This window comes from Nocardioides sp. NPDC101246, assembly GCF_044767415.1.
Taxonomy (GTDB): Bacteria; Actinomycetota; Actinomycetes; order Propionibacteriales; family Nocardioidaceae; genus Nocardioides.
In genome coordinates, this window is the sequence record NZ_JBIWNX010000006.1 from 21202 (window position 1) to 40962 (window position 19761).

General features: G+C 69.2%; 19 protein-coding genes. 9 read left to right on the forward strand and 10 right to left on the reverse strand.

Going from position 1 to position 19761, the window contains the following annotated elements; translation table 11 throughout:
• Position 1: 1 nt before the first annotated feature.
• From ACIRON_RS12250 to ACIRON_RS12265, 4 genes are read left to right on the forward strand one after another with little or no spacing between them, the layout of a single operon-like run.
• Positions 2-652 (forward strand): methyltransferase, encoded by a 651-nt coding sequence (locus tag ACIRON_RS12250; protein WP_402992577.1) that lies wholly within the window; start codon positions 2-4, stop codon positions 650-652.
• Positions 653-669: 17 nt separating this feature from the next.
• Positions 670-1605, forward strand: a complete 936-nt coding sequence (locus ACIRON_RS12255) for an iron-containing redox enzyme family protein (protein ID WP_402992578.1) — start codon at positions 670-672, stop codon at positions 1603-1605.
• Positions 1602-1820, forward strand: coding sequence for a CDGSH iron-sulfur domain-containing protein (locus ACIRON_RS12260; protein ID WP_402992579.1), 219 nt, complete (start codon positions 1602-1604; stop codon positions 1818-1820). The genes ACIRON_RS12255 and ACIRON_RS12260 overlap by 4 nt, the downstream gene beginning before the upstream one ends.
• A 9-nt stretch (positions 1821-1829) precedes the next feature.
• Positions 1830-2846: a DNA topoisomerase IB gene (locus ACIRON_RS12265; protein WP_402992580.1), complete on the forward strand. Its 1017-nt coding sequence runs from the start codon at positions 1830-1832 to the stop codon at positions 2844-2846.
• A gap of 24 nt (positions 2847-2870) precedes the next feature.
• Here ACIRON_RS12265 and ACIRON_RS12270 read toward each other — a convergent pair whose 3' ends face one another.
• The 3 genes from ACIRON_RS12270 to ACIRON_RS12280 form a co-directional block, all read right to left on the reverse strand.
• Complete coding sequence (locus tag ACIRON_RS12270) at positions 2871-3545, reverse strand: DUF6766 family protein (RefSeq protein ID WP_402992581.1); 675 nt, start codon at positions 3543-3545, stop codon at positions 2871-2873.
• A 94-nt stretch (positions 3546-3639) separates the two neighbouring features.
• Entirely contained in the window at positions 3640-4035 is a 396-nt protein-coding gene (locus ACIRON_RS12275) for a hypothetical protein (protein ID WP_402992582.1), read from the reverse strand.
• A 9-nt stretch (positions 4036-4044) separates the two neighbouring features.
• Positions 4045-4599: a Dps family protein gene (locus ACIRON_RS12280; protein WP_402992583.1), complete on the reverse strand. Its 555-nt coding sequence runs from the start codon at positions 4597-4599 to the stop codon at positions 4045-4047.
• A 405-nt stretch (positions 4600-5004) separates the two neighbouring features.
• On the opposite strand from ACIRON_RS12280, the gene ACIRON_RS12285 reads away from it, so the two are divergent.
• On the forward strand, positions 5005-5466 hold the full coding sequence (locus ACIRON_RS12285) for a DUF3817 domain-containing protein (protein ID WP_402992584.1): 462 nt from the start codon (positions 5005-5007) through the stop codon (positions 5464-5466).
• A 71-nt stretch (positions 5467-5537) separates the two neighbouring features.
• Here ACIRON_RS12285 and ACIRON_RS12290 read toward each other — a convergent pair whose 3' ends face one another.
• The 3 genes from ACIRON_RS12290 to ACIRON_RS12300 form a co-directional block, all read right to left on the reverse strand.
• A complete protein-coding gene (locus ACIRON_RS12290; RefSeq protein WP_402992585.1) occupies positions 5538-8204 on the reverse strand; it encodes a hypothetical protein in 2667 nt (888 codons plus the stop codon).
• Between the two features lie 154 nt (positions 8205-8358).
• Positions 8359-10791 (reverse strand): amylo-alpha-1,6-glucosidase, encoded by a 2433-nt coding sequence (locus ACIRON_RS12295; RefSeq protein ID WP_402992586.1) that lies wholly within the window; start codon positions 10789-10791, stop codon positions 8359-8361.
• A gap of 223 nt (positions 10792-11014) precedes the next feature.
• Positions 11015-11449: a winged helix-turn-helix transcriptional regulator gene (locus ACIRON_RS12300; protein WP_402992587.1), complete on the reverse strand. Its 435-nt coding sequence runs from the start codon at positions 11447-11449 to the stop codon at positions 11015-11017.
• Between the two features lie 100 nt (positions 11450-11549).
• Between ACIRON_RS12300 and ACIRON_RS12305 the strand changes: the two genes are divergently transcribed.
• From ACIRON_RS12305 to ACIRON_RS12315, 3 genes are all read left to right on the forward strand, one after another.
• A complete protein-coding gene (locus ACIRON_RS12305; protein ID WP_402992588.1) occupies positions 11550-12245 on the forward strand; it encodes an SDR family oxidoreductase in 696 nt (231 codons plus the stop codon).
• Between the two features lie 47 nt (positions 12246-12292).
• Positions 12293-13060, forward strand: coding sequence for a thioesterase family protein (locus ACIRON_RS12310; protein ID WP_402992917.1), 768 nt, complete (start codon positions 12293-12295; stop codon positions 13058-13060).
• A 63-nt stretch (positions 13061-13123) separates the two neighbouring features.
• A complete protein-coding gene (locus tag ACIRON_RS12315; RefSeq protein WP_402992589.1) occupies positions 13124-13657 on the forward strand; it encodes a PaaI family thioesterase in 534 nt (177 codons plus the stop codon).
• Positions 13658-13676: 19 nt separating this feature from the next.
• Here the strand turns inward: ACIRON_RS12315 and ACIRON_RS12320 are convergent, their stop codons facing one another.
• Positions 13677-14231, reverse strand: coding sequence for a hemerythrin domain-containing protein (locus ACIRON_RS12320; protein ID WP_402992590.1), 555 nt, complete (start codon positions 14229-14231; stop codon positions 13677-13679).
• 70 nt (positions 14232-14301) lie between these two features.
• The gene (locus ACIRON_RS12325) at positions 14302-14700 is read right to left on the reverse strand and encodes a DUF5709 domain-containing protein (protein ID WP_402992591.1); all 399 of its coding nucleotides are present in this window, start codon (positions 14698-14700) and stop codon (positions 14302-14304) included.
• A gap of 201 nt (positions 14701-14901) precedes the next feature.
• Between ACIRON_RS12325 and ACIRON_RS12330 the strand changes: the two genes are divergently transcribed.
• Positions 14902-16401, forward strand: coding sequence for an MFS transporter (locus ACIRON_RS12330; protein ID WP_402992592.1), 1500 nt, complete (start codon positions 14902-14904; stop codon positions 16399-16401).
• 31 nt (positions 16402-16432) lie between these two features.
• Here ACIRON_RS12330 and ACIRON_RS12335 read toward each other — a convergent pair whose 3' ends face one another.
• Positions 16433-17794, reverse strand: a complete 1362-nt coding sequence (locus ACIRON_RS12335) for an MFS transporter (RefSeq protein WP_402992593.1) — start codon at positions 17792-17794, stop codon at positions 16433-16435.
• Positions 17795-17832: 38 nt separating this feature from the next.
• Positions 17833-19734, reverse strand: coding sequence for an alkyl/aryl-sulfatase (locus ACIRON_RS12340; protein WP_402992594.1), 1902 nt, complete (start codon positions 19732-19734; stop codon positions 17833-17835).
• Positions 19735-19761: the final 27 nt, after the last annotated feature.

Here is a 19761-nt window from a genome sequence, read left to right on the forward strand (position 1 = left end):
CATGATCCGATTCGGTCATCTCGACATCGACTTCGACGATCGCGTGCTCACGCCGCGTACCTGGACCGTGCGTCAGTCCGCGTGGGCGGTCAAACTGTCGGCGGACCTGCCGGACGGGCCGATGCTGGAGCTGTGCTCCGGCGCCGGCCAGATCGGTCTGCTCGCCGCCGCGCTGACCGGCCGCTCCCTGGTGTGCGTCGACGCCGATCCGGTCGCCTGCGCGTTCGCCCGGGCCAACGCAGAGCGCGCCGGGCTGGCTCACCTGGTCGAGGTACGCCAGGGCAGCATGGAGCACGCACTGGACCCGGACGAGCGTTTCTGCCTGGTGATCGCGGACCCGCCATGGGTGCCCACGGCCCAGGTCGAGCGGTATCCCGAGGACCCACGGACGGCCATCGACGGCGGCGCCGACGGGATGCTGGTCGCCGAGAGGTGCCTGGCCACGACCGCCCAGCACCTCTCCTCCGACGGCTCGGCCATCCTCCAGCTGGGCACGACAGGGCAGGCCGATCGCCTGCCGAAGCTGGTCGAGGACAGCGACCTGACGATCGAGGAGGTGCGGGACTCGCCGGGTGAAGGAGTGCTCGTGCACCTCGCCCGGGAACCGGAGCCGAGCATGTCCGCCCCGGCCGGCGGGTACTGGACGATCTGAGGGAAAGGCGGGCCGAGATGCTGCCGAAGTCGCGTGGCACCTTGAGTGCTGCTGTGTTCACCGCCCTGCAGAGTGGCGCCACCGCCGATCTGGAGCCGGATCCGGAGTCGACCGAGGACGCCCAGATCGCTCTGTGGGCGCTCTACGAGCTCAACTACCGGGGCTTCGACGGGATCGATCCCGACCTCGAGTGGGACGCGGACCTGCTGCGTCTGCGGCGCTGCTTGGAGAGGTCGTTCGAGGACGAGCTGCGCCGGCGCTGGGCACGCAGCGGTCTCCAGGAGGATCGCGAGCTGGACCTGCCCGGGCTGGTCGCCCGTGACGACGGCCCGTCGCTGGCACGGTTCGTCCAGCGCCGGGCCGACCGGGAGCAGGTGCTCGAGATCCTCAAGCATCGCTCGCTCTACCACCTCAAGGAGGCCGACCCGACCAGCTGGGTCCTCCCCAGGCTCGACACCCGCCCCAAGGCCGCGCTGATGGAGATCCTCTTCGACGAGTACGGCGACGGCGACCCGAACCGGCTGCATCACCATCTCTTCCGCCGGGGCATCGAAGCAGCCGGGCTGCGTACCGACCACGCCTGCTACGTCGACGAGGCACCGGTCGAGATCCTCGAGATGAACAACGCGCTGTCGCTGTTCGGACTCCATCGCCGGCTCCGCGGAGCGGCGCTCGGCTCCTTCGCCGCGTTCGAGTCGACGAGCTCGGTGCCGTCGCGGCAGCTCGCCCAGGGACTGCGCCGCCTGGACTTCCCGGACGAGCTGGCCGCCTACTACGACGAGCATGTCGAGGCCGACTCCGTCCACGACCAGGTCGCTGTGCGCGACGTGTGCGGCGCCTTCATGGAGGAGGAGCCGAACGAGCGCGACGAGGTCTTCCTCGGTGCGTTCACCTGCCTCGACCTGGAGGCTCGCTACGCCCGGACGATGCTCACCCGGTGGGGTGCCTCATGACGGACTTCGAGCACCCCACGGTCGTGCTGTGCCCGGGCGGACCGATGCTGCTGCGCGGGAAGCACGAGATCCTGGACCCGGACGGGAAGATCCACCGCACGGTCCGCCCGGTGAGCGCGGTGTGTCTGTGCGGTGGGTCCGCGATCAAGCCCTGGTGCGACGGTACGCACCGGCTGCTCGCCGCGAGAGCGCGCGACGACGAGACCGGTGGGTGAGGAGCCCCGGTGGTTCGGCTTCGTCGGGTCTCGACGGAGGAGCCCGGGTGGACCCGTCGTCGCGCGGGTCGTGGCTTCGTGTACCTCGACGACTCCGGTGACCGGTTGCCGGAGGATGCCACGGAGCGGATCCGCGCCCTGGCCATCCCTCCCGCATGGGAGGACGTCTGGATCTGCCCCCGTGAGAACGGACACCTCCAGGCCGTGGGGACCGACGCGGCCGGCCGACGCCAGTACCTCTACCACCCCGACTGGCGGGCCAAGCGCGACCAGCAGAAGTTCGAGCGGGTCCTGGAGCTCGGGGCGGTCCTGCCCCGCGTACGCGAGCGGACGGAGCGGGATCTTGCCACCACAGGGATGAGCGATGCCCGTGCCTCAGCGCTTGCGGTACGCCTGCTGGACCTGGGGTGCTTCCGGATCGGCAGCGACGCCTACGCCGACGACAACGGCAGCTTCGGCCTGACGACGCTGGAGCGTCGCCACGTCCGCAAGCAGGGCGACGCCTACGTCTTCACCTTCACCGGCAAGTCCGGCGTCCACCACACGATCAGCGTCGACGACCCGCTCTCGGTGGAGGCGATCGCGCGACTGCGGCGCCGGCGCGCCGGTTTCGAGCAGCTCCTCGCCTACCGGCAGGGACAGCGGTGGCAACGGCTGACACCGGCCATGGTCAACGACTACATGCGCGAGGTGAGCGGCCTGGAGGTCTCGGCGAAGGACTTCCGGACCTGGCACGCCACCGTTCTCGCGGCGCTCGCGCTGGCCGAGGACCCGGGGGCCGCCGACCGGGCGACCCCGACCGCCCGGTCCCGCCGCAAGCAGCAGGTCGCCGCGGTCAAGGAGGTCGCGGACTACCTCGGGAACACGCCGGCGATCGCCCGGAGCTCCTATGTCGACCCTCGGGTGCTGGAGCTGCACGAGCAGGGACGCACGATCCGGGTACGCGACGGGGTGGGCACGGACGCGCAGGCGCACCAGGCCGCGGCCGAGCGCGCGGTCCTGCGGCTGCTGTCGCAGGACGACTGAGGCGCCGGGTCAGGCGTACGGTTCTCAGCCCTCGATCCCGGTGGCCTCGTGGGACGCGCCTACCGGCTTGCTCTCCGGCGATCCACGCTGCCTGAGGTAGATCGCGAGGACGGCCATGGAGCCGACCGCGAGGAACTCCGACTGCCAGTTCTGCAGGGTGCGGGCCCAGAAGTCCGAGCTCGTCAGATAGGCGCCCCACGTGATCGGGTCGCGGAGCTGCTGCAGCCGGGTCTCGTTGTAGGTGGCCCACCCTGCCACCGACTGGACCAGCCAGGACATCAGGAAGATGGACCCCATGACGATGCCGAGGGAGCGGGAGTAGAGCGCGGTCCGCAGACCGCCGACACGGGCCAGCCTGGGCGAGTCAGGACGGGCGTACGGCCCGATCTTCTGCTGCTCATCGGACTCCTGCCCCGCGTCCTTCAACGACTTCGACTCCGGGGAGCCACGTTGCAGCAGCCAGACCGTCAACACGACGTAGAGCAGGAACTGGAGGTACTCGCTCTGCCAGTTCTCCGTCACGTCCACGGCGAAGTTGGCCGAGGTGAGATAGGAACCCAGCGTGATCTGGTGGAGACCGTCGGCGAACAGCTCGTCGTTGAGCTGGTGCCAGCCGGCGAACGCCTGACCGACGAGGGCGGCCAGGAAGAGCAGCCCGAACACGAGGCTGAGCGAGTTCTCCTTGAGAAACCGGCGCATCGCTGCCCCTCACCCATGCCTCAGTGCGAGGACGAACGTGTAGAGCAGTCCGATACCGATGACCGCCAGATAGGCGACGTACATGATGCGCATCTCAGCCTCCGTGCACAGCACAGTCGTACGGCTTGGGGTGCTGCGGCGTGCAGCCGGCCGCGTGGAGCCGCCAGCCGTCGGGGAACCGGGTCAGGAACAGGGTCTCGCCCGGGTAGCGCACCTCGGCCATGGTCCCGAAGACGTCGACGCCGTCAGGGGTGCCCGGAGCCGGGAGGTCCTCCTCGGCCAGCGCGCCGTCGCAGGGCAGCTCGGCGGCGGACTCCAGCTCGGATCGCGTCTCCGGCGCGAGCAGGGCGCACGCGCCCGCCCAGTCCCGTGCGGAGACCGCGTCCTGGAAGGCGGCGGCGCTGTCGCGCACCGCCTCGTCCTGCCCCGAGCCGCATCCGGTGAGGACCATCGGGAGGAGCAGCGCCGATGCCGTGCACCACCACCGCATGCGAACGCCTCAGTCGTGGGCGGCGCGCGCCGCACCCGCCTCCGTGGCCTCGCCGCTGGTCTGCAGCTGACCGCCCTGGTCCTCCAGGTGGGCGCGGACGAACCAGTGGAAGAGCTCGAGCTGCTCGGTCTGTCCGATCAGGATGTCCTGGGTCACCAGGTCGAGGTCATCGAGGGCCTTGATCGCCTCGCGGTAGGAGCCGATCACGCCCTGATAGGTGACATCGAGCGCGGCGAGGTGCTCCTGGGTGGTGGCCCGGCCGATGCTGTAGTCGTTCCACTCCCGCTCCTCGACCAGCGCGCCCGGGGTGCCTCGCGGGGCACCGCCCAGGGTCGCGATGCGCTCGGCGAGGGCGTCGGCCATCGCACGTACCGCGTCGACCTGAGGGTCGATCATCTGGTGGACCGCGATGAAGTGGGGTCCCACCACGTTCCAGTGCACGTGCTTGAGGGTGAGCTGGAGGTCGTTCGTGGCATGGAGGCGCGACTGCAGCAGGTCGATGGTCTTGCGCGCAGCGCCCTCGTCCAGCCCGGGAATCGTGTAGTGCAGCGTCTCAGTAGTCATGTCGGGTCAGGTACCCGCCTCGATTCCGGTTCATGCGGTGACCGGGATACCCGCCGGTTGCAACGAGGATCGCGAGTGTCGCTCCCCACGCGCGCGACACTCGCGACCTCGAGACCGACGAACCCATCGATCCGCGAGACGGCGTGGTTCCCCCATGCACATCGATGTAAGTGGCCGAAAAGCAGCCACTATGCCGTCTACCGAACGTCGGTGACTTTACCTTTCATCAAATCCGTGATTCTGGTAACCCCAATCAGCAAAAAACCCGGTCATCTGTCAAGAAATGGTCTTTCGACCCTACTGACACTGGGCCGAAGCGCCTGCGAACCGCGCCGCCGGTAGATCGGGACGGCGGCCGTGCGGTCCCGATCCATGCCGTGACCAGGGGCCGAATAAACTACCCGCGTGTCCGCACTTCTTCGCTCGCCGTCTCGTGTCTTCCGGATCGTCGCCACCGCCGAGGCGGTGACCTGGACCGGACTGCTGATCGGCATGTTCTTGAAGTACGTCACCGAGACCACCGAGCTGGGAGTCAGCATCTTCGGGATGCTGCACGGGATCGTGTTCATCACCTACTGCGTGACCACCGTCGCGATCGCGGTCGATCAGCGCTGGTCCTTCGGCCGCCTCGTCGCCGGCCTCGCCTCCTCGATCCCGCCGCTCCTCACCCTCTGGTTCGAGCGCTACGCGGAGCGCCGCGGCCTGCTCGCGTCCTCCTGGCGGCTGATCGACGACTCCCCCACCCGCCCGCTCGAGCGTCCGCTCGCGTGGCTCCTCCGCAACCCGGTCCGCGGTCTGGCCACCGGGCTCGCCAGCGTCGCCGCCCTGACCGTCGTCGCCCTCATCGCCGGGCCGCCGGTCGGCTGAGCTGACGCCGTCACTCCGCTATGACAGCGGGTCCGGCCTTGTGAATCCTTCACAAGGCCGGACCCACCCACCTAGGGATGCACGAGCATCCGGTCGATGCCGATCCCCCGACCCGAGTCCGAATCGTTGCCCTTGCCGGTCGCCACGAGGGTCAGCGTGTGCTCACCGGCTCCGAGGGCAGGGCTGGACCAGATCAGCTGGTTGCCGATGCGGGTGCGGCCGTAGAAGTCGGCGGTGCCGACCTCGACCCCGTCGACGAGCACGGTGGCGATGCCCTGGTTGGAGGCTCGCAGCCCGTACACCTCGACGGACGAGCCGGTGAACCTGAAGTCGACCGAGTCGCCTGCGACCGTCGTCGAGGTCACCGAGGAGTGGTAGAGGCCGGTGCGGTTGATGCAGCCGGGGCAGCTCGACCAGCCCTCGCCCTGATAGTCGAGGCGGCCCTGGCCGGTGCCCTCGCTCTGGTCGTCCACCGAGCTCGGTCCGCCGTTCCCGGGAACCACCTCGACCCGGTCGACCGAGACCCCGCCGCCCACGCTTCGCGGACCGGCGGGGACCTCGAAGCGAAGGGTGTGCGCGCCGTCCACCAGCACAGGGCTCCGCCACTCGACCTCACGTTTGCCGCCGTAGTTCAGCACCACGGGCTCGTTCCCGTCGATCGAGACCTTCGCGCTCCCGGGACGGGCACCGGACAGGCCTGCGAGCGTGGCCTGGGTCCCGTCGAACTCGAGCTCGAAGGAGCCGCGGTGGCGGCTGACGTCGATCGTCCGGACCGGCCGCAGCGCGTCGACCGCGAGGTCGGCGAACTGCACCGCGGAGTAGTCGCCCGAGAGCCCGACCATGCCGGAGATCCAGGTGTCGTCGGTGACCTCGCCGACCCGGGTGCCGTCGATCGACGCGGTGATCACCTCGTCGGCGAACGACAGCTCGAGGTCGTGCCAGCCCGCGCCGGTCGCACCGGTCGAGCCGCTGGTCAGCTCAGACCACGACTTCCCACCAGGTACGCCACGGCCCAGTGACCAGGTCCCGTCGGCGTCCAGGCTCAGCCCGTAGCCGTTCGGCACCGGCGCCATGGCGTCGTTCGAGACGCGGCCGAGCACCTGAGCCGTACCTCCTTCGGGCACGTACGCCTCGACCGAGGCGGTGTAGTCGGACCAGTTCAGGTCGCCGAGGATCCCGGCCGGCTGCTTCCAGGCGGCCCAGGAGATCGCGGGCTGCGGGGAGACCTGGGTCAGGCACGTTCCCTTGCGGCCGCCCTGGCACCGCCGCTCCTCGTAGGCGCCCTCCATCTGGGAGAAGTAGGGCGTCTGACCGCTCGCTCCGCCGTCAGCGAGGGCGTTGCGGTACGGGAACGGGAAGGCGGACTCGTGCGGTCCCTCGGCGGTGCCGAAGCCCTTGGCCGCCGTGGTCGTGACGGTGACGACCGCGTTCGCCGGCACAGTCACGGCGTACGTGCCGTCCTGGTTCCTGCGAAGGTCGGGCTGGCGGACCAACCGGTCCTCGGCCGTCGACCGCCAGACGTGCAGGTCACGCGCCTTCAGTCCGCCCTCGACCGAGAGCGTGACCGTGCGGGGCGCGGCAGCACCGATGGTCTCGATCACGGTGCTCCAGTCACCGCTCGACGGCGCCTTGCGCGTGACGAAGCTGCCCTGGGCCGTGTCGGCTGCGACGAGATAGCCCGAGGAGGTGTCGAGGTACTGCCAGCCGGGTTCGGCGAACCTCGTCGTCTGCGCGACCGCCCAGATCGCCGACTGCACCTGGTAGGCGCCCGACCACGGGGTGTTCGCCCGCATCAGGCCGGCGTCGGAGATGCTCAGACCGTCGTAGTAGGACGTGATCAGGTTCCAGAAGTTGACCCCGGTGATGCGACCGTCGATGTAGGCGTGGTTGATCAGCGACGGGATCGAGGCGGACGATCCACCCGCGCCCCACTCGGCCGACCAGGGTCCACCCTCGGAGATCCACAGCGGCTTGCCCAACGCCTGGGCGGTCGCCGAGCTGGGACCGCGCGAGTAGTGGTTGCCGAGAAGGCCGACCGCGTCGAAGAGCTCGGGGTCGTCGGTCATGTCGACGGCGATCGGCCACTCGCCCTTGCGCGCCGCCTCGTCGGAGGCGATGATCCGCACGTCCGCATAGCCGGCCTCGTCCAGGGCGGCGCGGTAGTCCTTGATCCACTGGACCTCGTACTCGCGCTCGTTGCGTACGCCGACGTTGTCGATGGTCAGGTCGTGCTCACGGGCGCAGTCGAGCCAGTCGATGAAGTAGTCGATCGTGTCCTGCGAGTAGTACTCGCCGTCGCCGAGCCAGCCCGGGGCACCCCAGGCGAGGCCGCCCAGCTTGATCTTCGGGTTGCGCTTGACCGCCTCGCGCATGAGCCACCACGAGTAGCCGGCGTGACAGCTGACCTCACCCCGTCTGTGCTCATGGCTCGACTCCGAGCCGTCGGTCGTGTTGGTGTCGCCGCCGATCTCGACCTTGAGCATCTCCAGCGAGGCGCCGTAGCCGGGCTTGAAGAGGTAGTCGAGGATCTCGGCACGCTCCTCGCGCGGGTAGTCGAGCAGAAGCCGGGATGTCGCCCCGCCGCCGGAGGTCGCCCCGACGCCGTCATAGGTACGTCCCGCGCTTGCGCCGTCGACGGTGATGGTGACGGGCTCGGCCGAGCTCGCCGTGGCGGCGACCGGGGCGGCCGCCGCGGTCCCACCGACCAGGGCGGTCCCGGCCAGGAGCGCCGCGGCCATGACCGACGCCATCGGGAGTCGGCGTTGTCGGTTCTGCCTTCGTTCTCGTGGCCCGGTGGGCTCCGGGGCATGGGTGACTCGCATCGTGGTTGCTCCTTGCATCTGAGTGCTTTCGGGGATGGGCTGGTCGTGGATCGATCGCGGCGAGACCCGGCTAGAGGCACACCTCGGTACGGCCCGCGCCCACGGTCGTTCTGCGCGGGGCGCCGCCGCCCCCGAACACCTGCAGACTTGTCGAAGCGTCGGCGTTCACCTCGAAGCAGGCGCGCCGCGCGGAGGGCACGAAGTCGCGCACCACGACCCGCCCGCCGACGGCCTGGAAGACCTTGCGGCCGTCCTGTCGCAGCTCGGTACGCGCCGGGCTCACCGTCGCGGCGTACGAATGCCCGCCCACCCGCACGTCGTCGACCGTGTTGCGGCCCTCCAGGGCGTGCGATCCGAATGTGACCGCCCCGGGCCGGCTCCACGCGTCCTCGGCAACCAGCTCGTGCACCGCCATCAACGGCATCACGCTCGACCAGGTGTAGTAGCGCCAGGCGCTGTCCACGGCGGCCGAGCTGATGGCCTGGCCCGGCTCCGGGTCGAAGTACTCGGGGAACCAGCTGTCCTCGTCCCAGCTGTCCAGCCACATCGTGGTGCTCTTCTGGGCGAGCTCACCAGCCGCTTCGTCGAGGCCGTACCGCTTGAGACCGTCATAGACCGTGGCGTTCATGGGCGGCCACACGGCTCCACGCCACTGCTCGCAGGAGTTCTCCTGGCCCCAGCCGATGTAGTAGCGATAGCCGGTCGAGGCGTTCGGTCGGTCCAGGCCGTTCGCGCAATACTCCGGTGCGCTCCGGCTGATGCTCGGCACGGCGTACTCGCCCCAGAACTTCTCGGGGTCGAGCAGATTCTCCCGCACGGTCCGCTCCGCCCGCCCGTCGGTCGCCAGTCCCCCGAAGAGCGGGTAGAAGATCGTCGGCGTGATGACCTGGCCCCAGCGGCCGTCGAGGTGCCGGTCGAGGTACATGCCCTGTTCCTGGTTCCACAGGGTCTTGTTGGCGGCCTTCTTCACCTTGTCGAACAAGGCCTGGTAGCGGCGCGCGTCGTCGTGGCGGCCCAGGGCGTCGGCCAGTTCGGCCATCGACTGCGCCATGAGGGCGTAATACGAGGTCAACGCCACGTCGGTGAGGTCGGTGTTGTCCCGCTCGTCGCCGCTGCCGCCGTCCTTCGGCACCCGGTGGGCGGCCGCGTAGAGCGGCAGGTCGTCCAGGCCCAGGTGGTTGCCGACCTTGCTCGGGTCCGGGTCGTACGGGGCCTCCAGAAGGCCGTCGCCGTCGACGTCCCACTCGGGCAGCCTGGCGATGAAGTCGGCCAACTCGGGGTAGGCCTGCTCCACGATCTCTCGGTCACCGGTCGCTGCGTAGATCCGCTTGACGGCGTAGGCGTGCATCGGTCCGGAGTGGAGCTGGTCGTAGCGCGGGCCGCCGGCGTCGAAGATGTCCTTCTCGTGCTGCCGGGCCAGCTCGGGGTCGACGGTGAGCGCGATGATCGCGTCCCACGCGGAATCCCAGCCGGTGAAGATGTTGTCGTTCTCCGCACCACCGCGCCCCCAGCCCCACACCAGGAACCTGTTGCGGTGCGTCTCGTCGTAGTTGGCGTTGAGCGCGATGGCGCTACGCATCGCCGTCGCGGAGCGGCCGGCAGGCCCGCTGCCGCTGAGCGTGCCGTGGTCGGCGCGGGCCTCGGCGCGGTCGAGCGCCGCGAGGATCTCGTCACGGGGTGCGGCGGCTGTTGTCCGCGAGGCACCTGAGACCGACGTCGTGAAGGTGATCGTCTCGTCCGCGTCGAGCGAGTACCGCAGCGCCGCGGCGGCCTCGCCCGGCTCTGCCGGCTCGCCCTCCATCGCGGCGACCAGGTCGTCCATCGAGGCGTACGCCCCACCGCCATCGGGACGCTGCGTGGGTGTCAGTGCGAAGTGCCCGGTCAGGTCGGGGTCGTCGAGGCCCGGGCTCGAGGCGCGGATGCCGTCGCCGGTGACGTGGTAGCTGCTCGGCTCGCCCCACGGGGGCGCCGTCTCGAGGAACACGGTCGTGTCGTCCTCGAGCGCGGTGACCGAGCCCACCAGGGTGTCGGGTGCCATGCGCGCGAACCTGATAACGATCGTCTGCTCGTCGCGCCGGACCTGCTCGTACTTCGCCTCCAGGCCGGGCAGCAGGTCCCCGGCCTCCTGCACCTGGTCCGGCGACCAGGCATCGGGGTTGGCGAGAATCTCGCGCAGCGCGCCGATCCGTTCCGGTGTGATCGTCCGGTCATCGCTGCTGATCCGCACCTCGTAATAAGAGCCGTCGGTGGTCACGGGACCGACGTCCGCGACGTGCGCCAGCAGACCCTGGTTCTCCCGGATCAGCCGGTTGCCCGACGTCAGCAGGTTCACCCGCAGGGCGAACCTGCTCTCCCCTTCACCGACATACAGTGCGCCGTTGTCGTCCCGCTCGGTATAACCGGGCATGGCGAACGGGCGCTCGAGCGCGCCACCGCCCCGGTCGCTCTGGTCCGCAGAGGCGGCGGCCGTAACGCTGTCGGCCGTACCTACTGCCGTATCCACTGCCGCCGCACCCGACCCTGCGGCCACTGACGCCGCGACAACGCTCGCGACGCCGGCAGCAAGGGCGAGCCGCCTACGCCCGACTTTCACATCACTCCGAGTGTTCATGCCTGCTCCTTTGTGAGCGCTAACATGCGTGCCCGGAACAGAGTAGTAAGACATATGACGAGTGACAAGTGTCACATGACGTTCTGTGACGACCCGACGCTCGCCCTCGGGCCGATCAGATCGCGGAGTCTGCGATCTCGACCTCGCCGCTGCGTACGACCTCGCCGCAGGCCCTGCAGGCCAGCACGGGGTGGTACTCCGCGCCACAGGAGTGAACGAACGTGGCCGGCGGGCCGTCGTCGCCCGCCAGGTGACGGTCGCCGAACTCGCGCATCGTCGCGATGATCGGCGCGAGCGACCGGCCGAGGTCGGTCAGGTGGTACTCGAACCTCGGCGGGCGCTGTTCGTACTGGACCCGCGTCACCAGGCCGTGGGCCTCGAGCCTGCGTAGGCGGTCGGTGAGGATGTCGCGCGGGCCTCCGGTGAACCGAGCGATCTCCTCGAACCGGCGACTCCCGAGGAACAGCTCACGAACGACGAGCAGGGTCCACTTGGAGCCGACGAGCTCGAGCGTCCGCGCCACCGAGCACTCACGTACCTGCGTCGTCATGGTTCGATCCTAATCGAGTTGGAAAACCAAACCAACCCGAGTACGTTGGAAAAACCAACTCGCACGAACCGGCGCCCGCGCCCTCGAACAGGAGAACCACATGCCCACTCTCGCGAACGCGGTCGTCCTGGTGACCGGAGCGAACGGCGGCCTCGGCACACACTTCGTCAGCCAGGCACTGGAGCGCGGTGCCACCAAGGTGTACGCCGCGGCCCGCAGGCCCCGGGAGTGGAGCGACCCGCGGATCGTGCCGCTGAGGCTCGACGTGACCGACCACGACTCGGTCGCGGAGGCGGCCGCCGCGGCCGGCGACGTCACCGTCGTCATCAACAACGCCGGCAGCTCCAACGGAGCCAGCGTGATGGGCGACCTGGGCGCCGCTCGCGACCTCTTCGAGACCAACTTCTGGGGAGCGCTCGACGTTACGACGACGTTCCTGCCCTCGCTACGTGCCCACGGCGGGGCCGTGCTCAACGTGCTCTCGGTCCTGAGCTGGTACGGCATCGGCGACGGCTACAGCGCCACCAAGGCCGCGCTGTGGTCGGCGACCAACACCCAGCGTCTCGCGCTGGCGGGCGACGGCATCCACGTCGCCTCGCTGCACCTGGGATACACCGACACCCCGATGACGGTCGACATCACCGATCCGAAGAACGACCCGGCCGACGTGGTCCGCAGCGCGTACGACGGCCTCGAGGCCGACGCGTACGAGATCCTCGCCGACCAGGTGAGCGCCGACGTCAAGGCTGGCCTCGCCCAGCCGATCGAGGCGCTCTACCCCCAGCTGACCCGCTGAACGACGTACAGGAGACGCTGGCGACCCTCGATTTCGACGCCTTCTACCTGCCGACCGACGAGGACGGGACGTTCGAGTCGACCCCGGCGACGGCCAGTCCCTGGGACCAATCGTTGCAGCATGGCGGCCCTCCCGCTGCCCTGCTCGCCCGGGCGGTCGAGTCCGTACGCTCCGACCCGGCCCTGTCCATCGCCCGGTTCACGGCCGACATGCTCGGCGGAATTCCTCAGGGAACCATGCGCGTCGAGGCGAACGTCGTCCGGCCAGGCCGCCGCGTCGAGCTCGTCGAGGCCTCGCTGTGGGCCGGCGACCGGCTCGCCGTCAAGGCGAGCGCCTGGCTGATCCGGGCCACGCCGGGGTCGACCCGCGAGCACTGGCGTCCTGAGGAGAAGGTCCCCGCCATCCCGCCGGCCTCGTCCGAGCGCTTCTTCGAGGGCGTCAGCCCGGACTGGGGCTATGGCCGCGCGATCGACTGGCGGTTCGTCAGTGGGGGTTACGAACCCGGCCCGGCGGCGGTGTGGGCGCGCCTGCGTGTCCCGCTGGTCGCCGGCGAGCAGGCCTCCCCGGTGCAGCGCCTCCTCACCCTGGCCGACTCCACCAACGGGCTGTCGGGCTCCCTGCCGATGAGCTCGTGGTACTTCATCCCGCCGACCGTGACGGTCACCATCGAGCGACCGCCCACGAGCGAGTGGATGCTGCTCGACGCCCGCAGCACCATCGGCCCGAACGGAATCGGCCTGGCCCAGGGCGACATGGCCGACGAGCACGGCACGTTCGCCAAGGTCGCGCAGCCTCTGATGGTCGCTCCCCGCTGAGCGCCTCCGGCCCGACAGCCGCCCAGTTCGCACACCGTCGCTTGAACGAGAAGGAAGGCCACCATGCCTGACGCCGTACGTCAGAACACCACCTCCGAGCACCCCCGAGCAGTGCGCGAACGCACCTACTCAAGGGCCGACCCCCAGCTCTTCGCCACCACCGCCCGGGAGCTCGACGGGCTCGACTTCTTCAAGCAGCTGGGAGACAGCGAGCTCCCGCCGCCACCCATCAACGCGACCCTCGGCATGGCTCTGGTCGAGGTCAGCGACGGCCGGGCCGTCTTCGAGCTCACGCCCGAGGAATGGCACTACAACCCCATCGGCACCGTGCACGGCGGCATCCTGGCGACCCTCGCCGACTCGGCTCTCGGCTGCGCCGTTCACACCAAGCTAGAGGCGGGCACCGGCTACACATCGCTCGACCTGACCATCAAGTTCACCCGCGCGGCCACGCTCGACAGCGGCACGCTCACCTGCGAGGGCCGCGTCGTGAGCATCGGACGCCGGACCGCGACCGCCGAGGCCGAGATCACCGACAAGACCGGCCGCGTCATCGGCCATGCCGTCGCGACCTGCCTCATCATGGCAGGGACCTGACAGCCTCCGCGGCCGCGCGTCAGCTGTCGGCGTGCTGGTCGAGCGTACGCCGAAGGGCCTCCTTGTCCTTGTCGCCGACCGGGATGTCCGCGTTGGCGGCCTGGCGGCGGAGCTCGTCGCGGGTGATGTCCTGGGGCATGTCACCGAGGTGCTCCTGCCGTGACTTCAGGAACGCCCTGCCCAGCTCGGCACGGCGAGCGTCGTCGAGACGGTCGCGAATGCCCGGCAGCACGCTGCTCTCCTCTTCCTCGACGTGGTGGGAGACCGCCTCGACCACCTCCGCCAGCTTGTCGCCGTACGCCGTCGAGTGGGGGTCGCACTCGGAGAGCTGGGTGAGGAGGCGGTCTGCCAGCAGGTGCTCCTCCTGACTGTGCGCGACGTCGTCGGCCTCACCAGCCTCGTCCCGGGCGGCCGGGTAGACCTCGGCCTCCTCGGCACGGCTGTGCGCGGCCAGGAGCGTCACCAAGATCGGGGTCAGCCCAGCTCGTACGTCGGGTTCGCGCTCGAGCTTCTCGAACAGAGTCTCCACCTCGCGGTGGTCCTGCATGATCAGGTCGGTCACATCTTCGGACACGGCAGTTCTCCTCTGCACTGGTAGGAATCGAGCCCTGTTCACCGGTACCCCCGACGGCGCAGGCTCAGTCTCAGTCCGGGAGCTCCTCGACGATGTGCACGGCCGCTTCCTCCGCCGAGGCGCCGGCACCGTCGATGCCTTCGTCATGCCCGATGAGCTTGCCCTCGTCGTCCTCGCGTACGCCTTCGTCGAGGCTGGTGAGCCGACCGGAACGGGCCTCACCCACTTCCCCGGTCACCGGCCCGTCCAGGATGTCGGCGTCGGCCTCGGCCTCGGCGTCCTCCCAGACCTCCGGCTCCTCCTGGGCGCGCCGTTCGTCGATGGTCTCTCCCTCGATCTCCTCTCGAGGCGTCACACCCTTCGCGGTCACACCCCGCGGCCGCTCGGGCGGCGAATAGCCTTCGTCCAGGACGTCGTCGACGCCACGGTCGTCGAGGGTGTCCTCCGGCTGAAGCTGCTCTCCACTCATGACTCGCCCGGTAACCCGCGACCGGCCCGACGATGCACCGCAGCCGCGCCCGCTTCAGGGGACCGCCCTCGCCGCTCCGGGCGGGCGAACGTCGGGATCATCCCTACGGGGGGAGGACACGGCCCACCGAGGCAGTCACCGTGGTGCCTGTGGTTGACGCATGGCGTCCCGCGGTCGTCCTGACGAAGGTGAGGGGTTCCGATGAGCAGCACCGAGGTGGCAAGCCGAGCAGGTGGTGTCCTTCTCGTCACCTGTCTCTCGACGCTGGTGGTCAACGCCAACACGTCTGCGGTGAGCATCCTGCTCCCCGCGATCAGCGCAGACACCGGCATGGACGTCACCACCTTGCAGTGGGCCGTCACGGGATACTCGCTGGTCGGTGCCGCGACCATCGTGACCTCCGGCTCGCTGGGCGACGTGTTCGGCAGGAAGCGCATCTTCCAGCTCGGTCTGCTGCTGTTCATCGCGTCGTGCGTACTGATCGCCCTCTCGAACTCGGGTGCGGCCGTCATCGCCGGGCGGTGCATCCAGGGCGCATCCGGCGCGACGATCCTGGCCTGTGGCCTCAGCCTGCTCACCGTCGGCACACCCGAAGAAGGAAAGCTGCGAGCGGTCTCGCTCTGGGGCGCGGCGGCAGGCGTGGGTGCTGCCGCCGGGCCCTTGCTCGGTGGTGTTCTGGTCGAGCTGACGAGCTGGCAAGGACTGTTCTGGCTCGACGCCGGCGTCGCGGCGGTGTGCATGGCGATGACCGCTCGTCTGGTGACCGAGTCCCGCGACGAGGACCGGCCGCGTTCGATCGACGTCGGTGGCAGCCTGCTGGTCGCAGGCACGCTCACCCCGATCATCCTGGCGCTCAGCGAAGGCAGCGACTGGGGGTGGGCGTCGTTGGCCACGCTCGGGTGCCTGGCCGTGTCCGTGGTGTCGGGAATCGCCTTCGTCGCGGTGGAGAAGCGGGTCGCCGTCCCCATGCTCGACCTGGCCCTGCTTCGCAACCGGATCCTGGTCGCGTCCACGATCGCCATCCTCATCGGCGCCGGCACCATCAACGCGCTGATGTATCTGGTCAGCCTCTACTTCCAGGACCCGAGCACGCTCGGGCTCAGCTCGCTGCAGGCCGGCCTGGCCACACTTCCTGCCACCGCCGGCCTCGTCGCGGTCGCTCCCCTGGTGCCACGGGTCGCGGCGCGGTTCGGCGGTCGCATCGTGGTCGGAGCCGGGTTCGCGATCACGGCGATCGGCTTCGGGTGGATCGGCTTCGTCGAGGGCTCGTGGAGGTACGGCGCATTCGTGCTGCCGCTCGTCGCGGCGGCGATCGGGATGGGCCTGTCCAACGGGCCTGCGACGTCGGCCTCGACGGCATGCGTCTCGGCAGCCCAGGTCGGGGCGGCCTCGGGTGTCTCCAACATGGCACGGTACGTCGGCGCAGCCGTGGCCACGGCCCTCGCGGCGACGATCTACGGCAACGTCATCGCCAGCCAGACCGCCGAGGGCCGGTCCACTGCCGATGCCCTGTCCTCCGGCCTCTCCGCCGCGTCCTGGGTGATGGCGGTGTTCAGCCTCGCCGGCGTCGCGATGGCCGTGGCCATGGGACGTCACCGCGTCGCCCGGGGCACCATCGCCGACTCGGGCGCCGCGGCCGCGGCCCACATGCACACCCTGCCGACCTCGGCCACGCCCACCTCGGCCCAGAAGACGCTCTGACTCCAGGACGGCCATCGGCCGCGTACGGCCGCTACCTCTGACGCTGCCCTCCAGCCTCGTCTTCATGCGCCTCGACAACTGTGCCGCGAAGCCGCTGGGCATCCCATTCCGGGCGGGCGAGCAGGAGGGAGAGGAGTCCCCCAGCCATCATCAGGGCCCCGGCCAGGACGAACGCGGAGTGGAATCCGTCGACGCTGCCCATCCCGTGGGCATCCACGAAGCGACCAGTGACGGCCGGCGAGACCATCCCGGCGAGCCCGACGGTGCCGATGACCGTCGCGAGGACCGCGGCACGCTGGGGAACGGGTGCGATCTCGGCCATCATGGTCATCCCGATCGCGAACTGCACGGTGCCGACCGAAAAGGCCAACGTCACCAGGACGAGCTTCAGCGGCGTCCCCGGAGCAACGGTGATCAGCAGCATGGAGACTCCGGCGGCCGTGACACACACTCCACCGAGCACTCCTCGCGCCAGTCGCGACGAGACACCATGACGCATGAGGCGATCGGTGACGATCCCCTGCACCGGGATAACGATCGCCGAAACCACCCACGGCAGAGCAACGAGCGTCCCGGCCCTCGCGGGTCCCAGGCCGAGGGGTTCGTCCAGATACAGCGGCAGCCACGCGACCAGGATGGCCAAGGACCAATACACCGCCGCACCAGCCACGAACACGCTGACACCCGTGCCGCTGAAGAAGATCGCCCGGTACGGCACCCGCGCACGACCCGCGCGATGACGGCCGCGGGCCGTCTCTGAGACGGGAGCGGTCACGTGACTCAGTTCGGATCCCTCTCGTCCGAGCATCAGCCACAGCGTCGACCACGCCAGCCCGAGGACAGCCATCAGCACGAAGGCCGAGCGCCAGCCATGCTCCACGATCAAGTAGGTCAGGACGGGCGAGAGGACCACGACACCGAGCGCCGCTCCGACATTGATCAGCGCGGTGGGCAGGTTCCGCCTCTCGTCCGGGAACCACTTCTGGACGGCATTGACCGCGATCGGGTTCGCCGGTCCTTCGGTCGCACCCAGGACGATGCGACTCACCAAGAGCGAGCCTGCCGTGGCAAAGACCACCACCGGGATCTGAGTCACTGCCCAAGCCACCGACATGACCAGGATCAGCCAGCGGCTGGAGATCCGGTTGGCGAGGAATCCGACGACGACCGCTGAGACGCTGAACAGAGCGTAGAAGGCGCTGGCGATCGTGCCGTACTCGTCCGCGGTGAGGTCCAGGTCCTTCATCAACGGCTTGGCGGCAAGCCCGAGCAGGGCCTTGTCACCGAAGTTGATGAGCATGAAGACCACGAGCAGGCCGGTGACCACCCAGGCGCGCCGAGGCACCGGGGCAGCGGCATGTGAGCGATGGTCGATGGGCGACGTGGATGTCATCAGGGTCCCTTTCCCTACCGGAGATCTGTCGGCCGTGCTCACTCGGGCGTGACGATCGCGAACGACGGGTCGGGTGCTTCCATGAACCCGAGAAGTCGCTCGAGTACACCGGCATCACCCTCGGCGAAGACGCCCGACTCGGCCAGCGACTCAGGAGCGGCCTGCGCACCCATGAGGAAGGCGATGAGGCGACTGGGAGCGTCGATCGTGAACGTGGCCGAAGCGAGTGCCTGTTGCCGGGACGTCGAGTGGGTGAGCACGCCGTTGCACAGGCTGAGGCGCCAGGTCAGATCCGATCCTTCGAACCGGATGTCCACGTTGAGCATTTCATCCCAGCATCGTGTGGCGTCCAGCCGAACCGCGAGCAGATCGAAGATCTGGGCGGGGCTCAGCGAGCCGACGACGTCGGCCGATGCCGTGTGGATGGGCGTCCCGAAGCTGCCGTGGCGAAGCTCGTGCGCACCCGAGAGATAGAAGCAGCGCCACGGGCCGTTCTCGCTCCCGTACCCGAGCTGTTCATAGGTGTCTGCGAGAAGGGCTGTGGCCTCGTCGTGGTTCGGCTCGGCGAACACGACGTGGTTCAGCAGCTCCGCGGCCCATCGGAAGTCGCCCGTCCCGAAGGCCTCGGCGGCCTTGGTGACCACCGCGTCCGCCCCGCCCATCGCGGCCACGTACCGCTCCCCCGCGGCGACGGGCGGATGCGCCCACAGATGGGCGGGGTTGCCGTCGAACCAGCCCATGTACCGCTGGTAGATCGCTTTGACATTGTGGCTGACCGAGCCGTAGTAGCCGCGGGCGTGCCACGCCTTCTCGAGCGCGGGAGGCAGCCGGAACGTCTCGGCGATCTCCGACCCCACCATGCCACGGTTGATCAGGCGGACGGTCTGGTCGTGGAGATAGGCATACAGGTCGCGTTGTGTGGCGATGAAGTCCACGACCCGTTCGCGACCCCACATCGGCCAGTTGTGACCGGCCAGGGCCACCTCGAGGTCATCGCCGAACATCTCGATCGTCTCGGTGAGGTACCGCGCCCAGACATGCGGGTCGCGCACGAGCGCGCCTCGCAGCGTGACCAGGTTGTGCATCGTATGGTTCGCGTTCTCGGCCATGAAGAGCGCGCGGAAGTCCGGAAAGTAGAAGTGGAACTCCGACGGCGCTTCCGCACCCGGTGCCATCTGGAAGACGATGCGTACGCCGTCGAGGATCAGCTCCTCGCCGGTCGTCGCCACCTCGATCGTCGGGACGATCAGCGAAGCCATCCCGGTGGAGGTCGTTGATCCGAGACCGGCGCTGACCTGACCGTGAGGTCCGCGCTCGAGTGCTGCGCCGTACATGTAGCCGGCGCGACGCGCCATCGCTGTCCCGGTGTAGATGTTCTCGGCCACGGCGTGCTCGAGGAAGCCCGCCGGCGCGATCACCGGGACCTCGCCCGCGTCGACCGCCTCCTGGGTGGTGACGCCCTTGACGCCTCCGAAGTGGTCGATGTGGGAGTGGGAGTAGATGACGCCCGTCACCGGCCGCTCACCCCGGTGCTCCCGGTACAGCGCGATCGCCGCGGCGGCGGTCTCGACGGAGAGGAGCGGGTCGATGACGATGACCCCGCGCTCACCTTCGACGAAGGTCACGTTGGAGATGTCGAAGCCGCGCACCTGATAGATGCCCTCGATGACCTCGTAGAGACCCTGACGGGTGACGAGCTGCGACTGCCGCCACAGACTCGGGTTGACCGTTCCTGGCGCATCACCGTCAAGGAAGCGGTACGCCTCGTTGTCCCAGACGACGCGGCCGTCATCCGCCCGGATCACGCAGTCGTCGAGCGCCTTGATCAGGCCACGGTCGGCGTCAGCGAAGTCACCGTGGTCATCGAACGGCAGTTCGCGTAGGACTGCCTCGTTCTGGGCGACCACATGGCGCGTGGCGGGCCTGGGTGTGCTGGTCATGGGTTGTTCTCCTGAGGTAGTAGACGG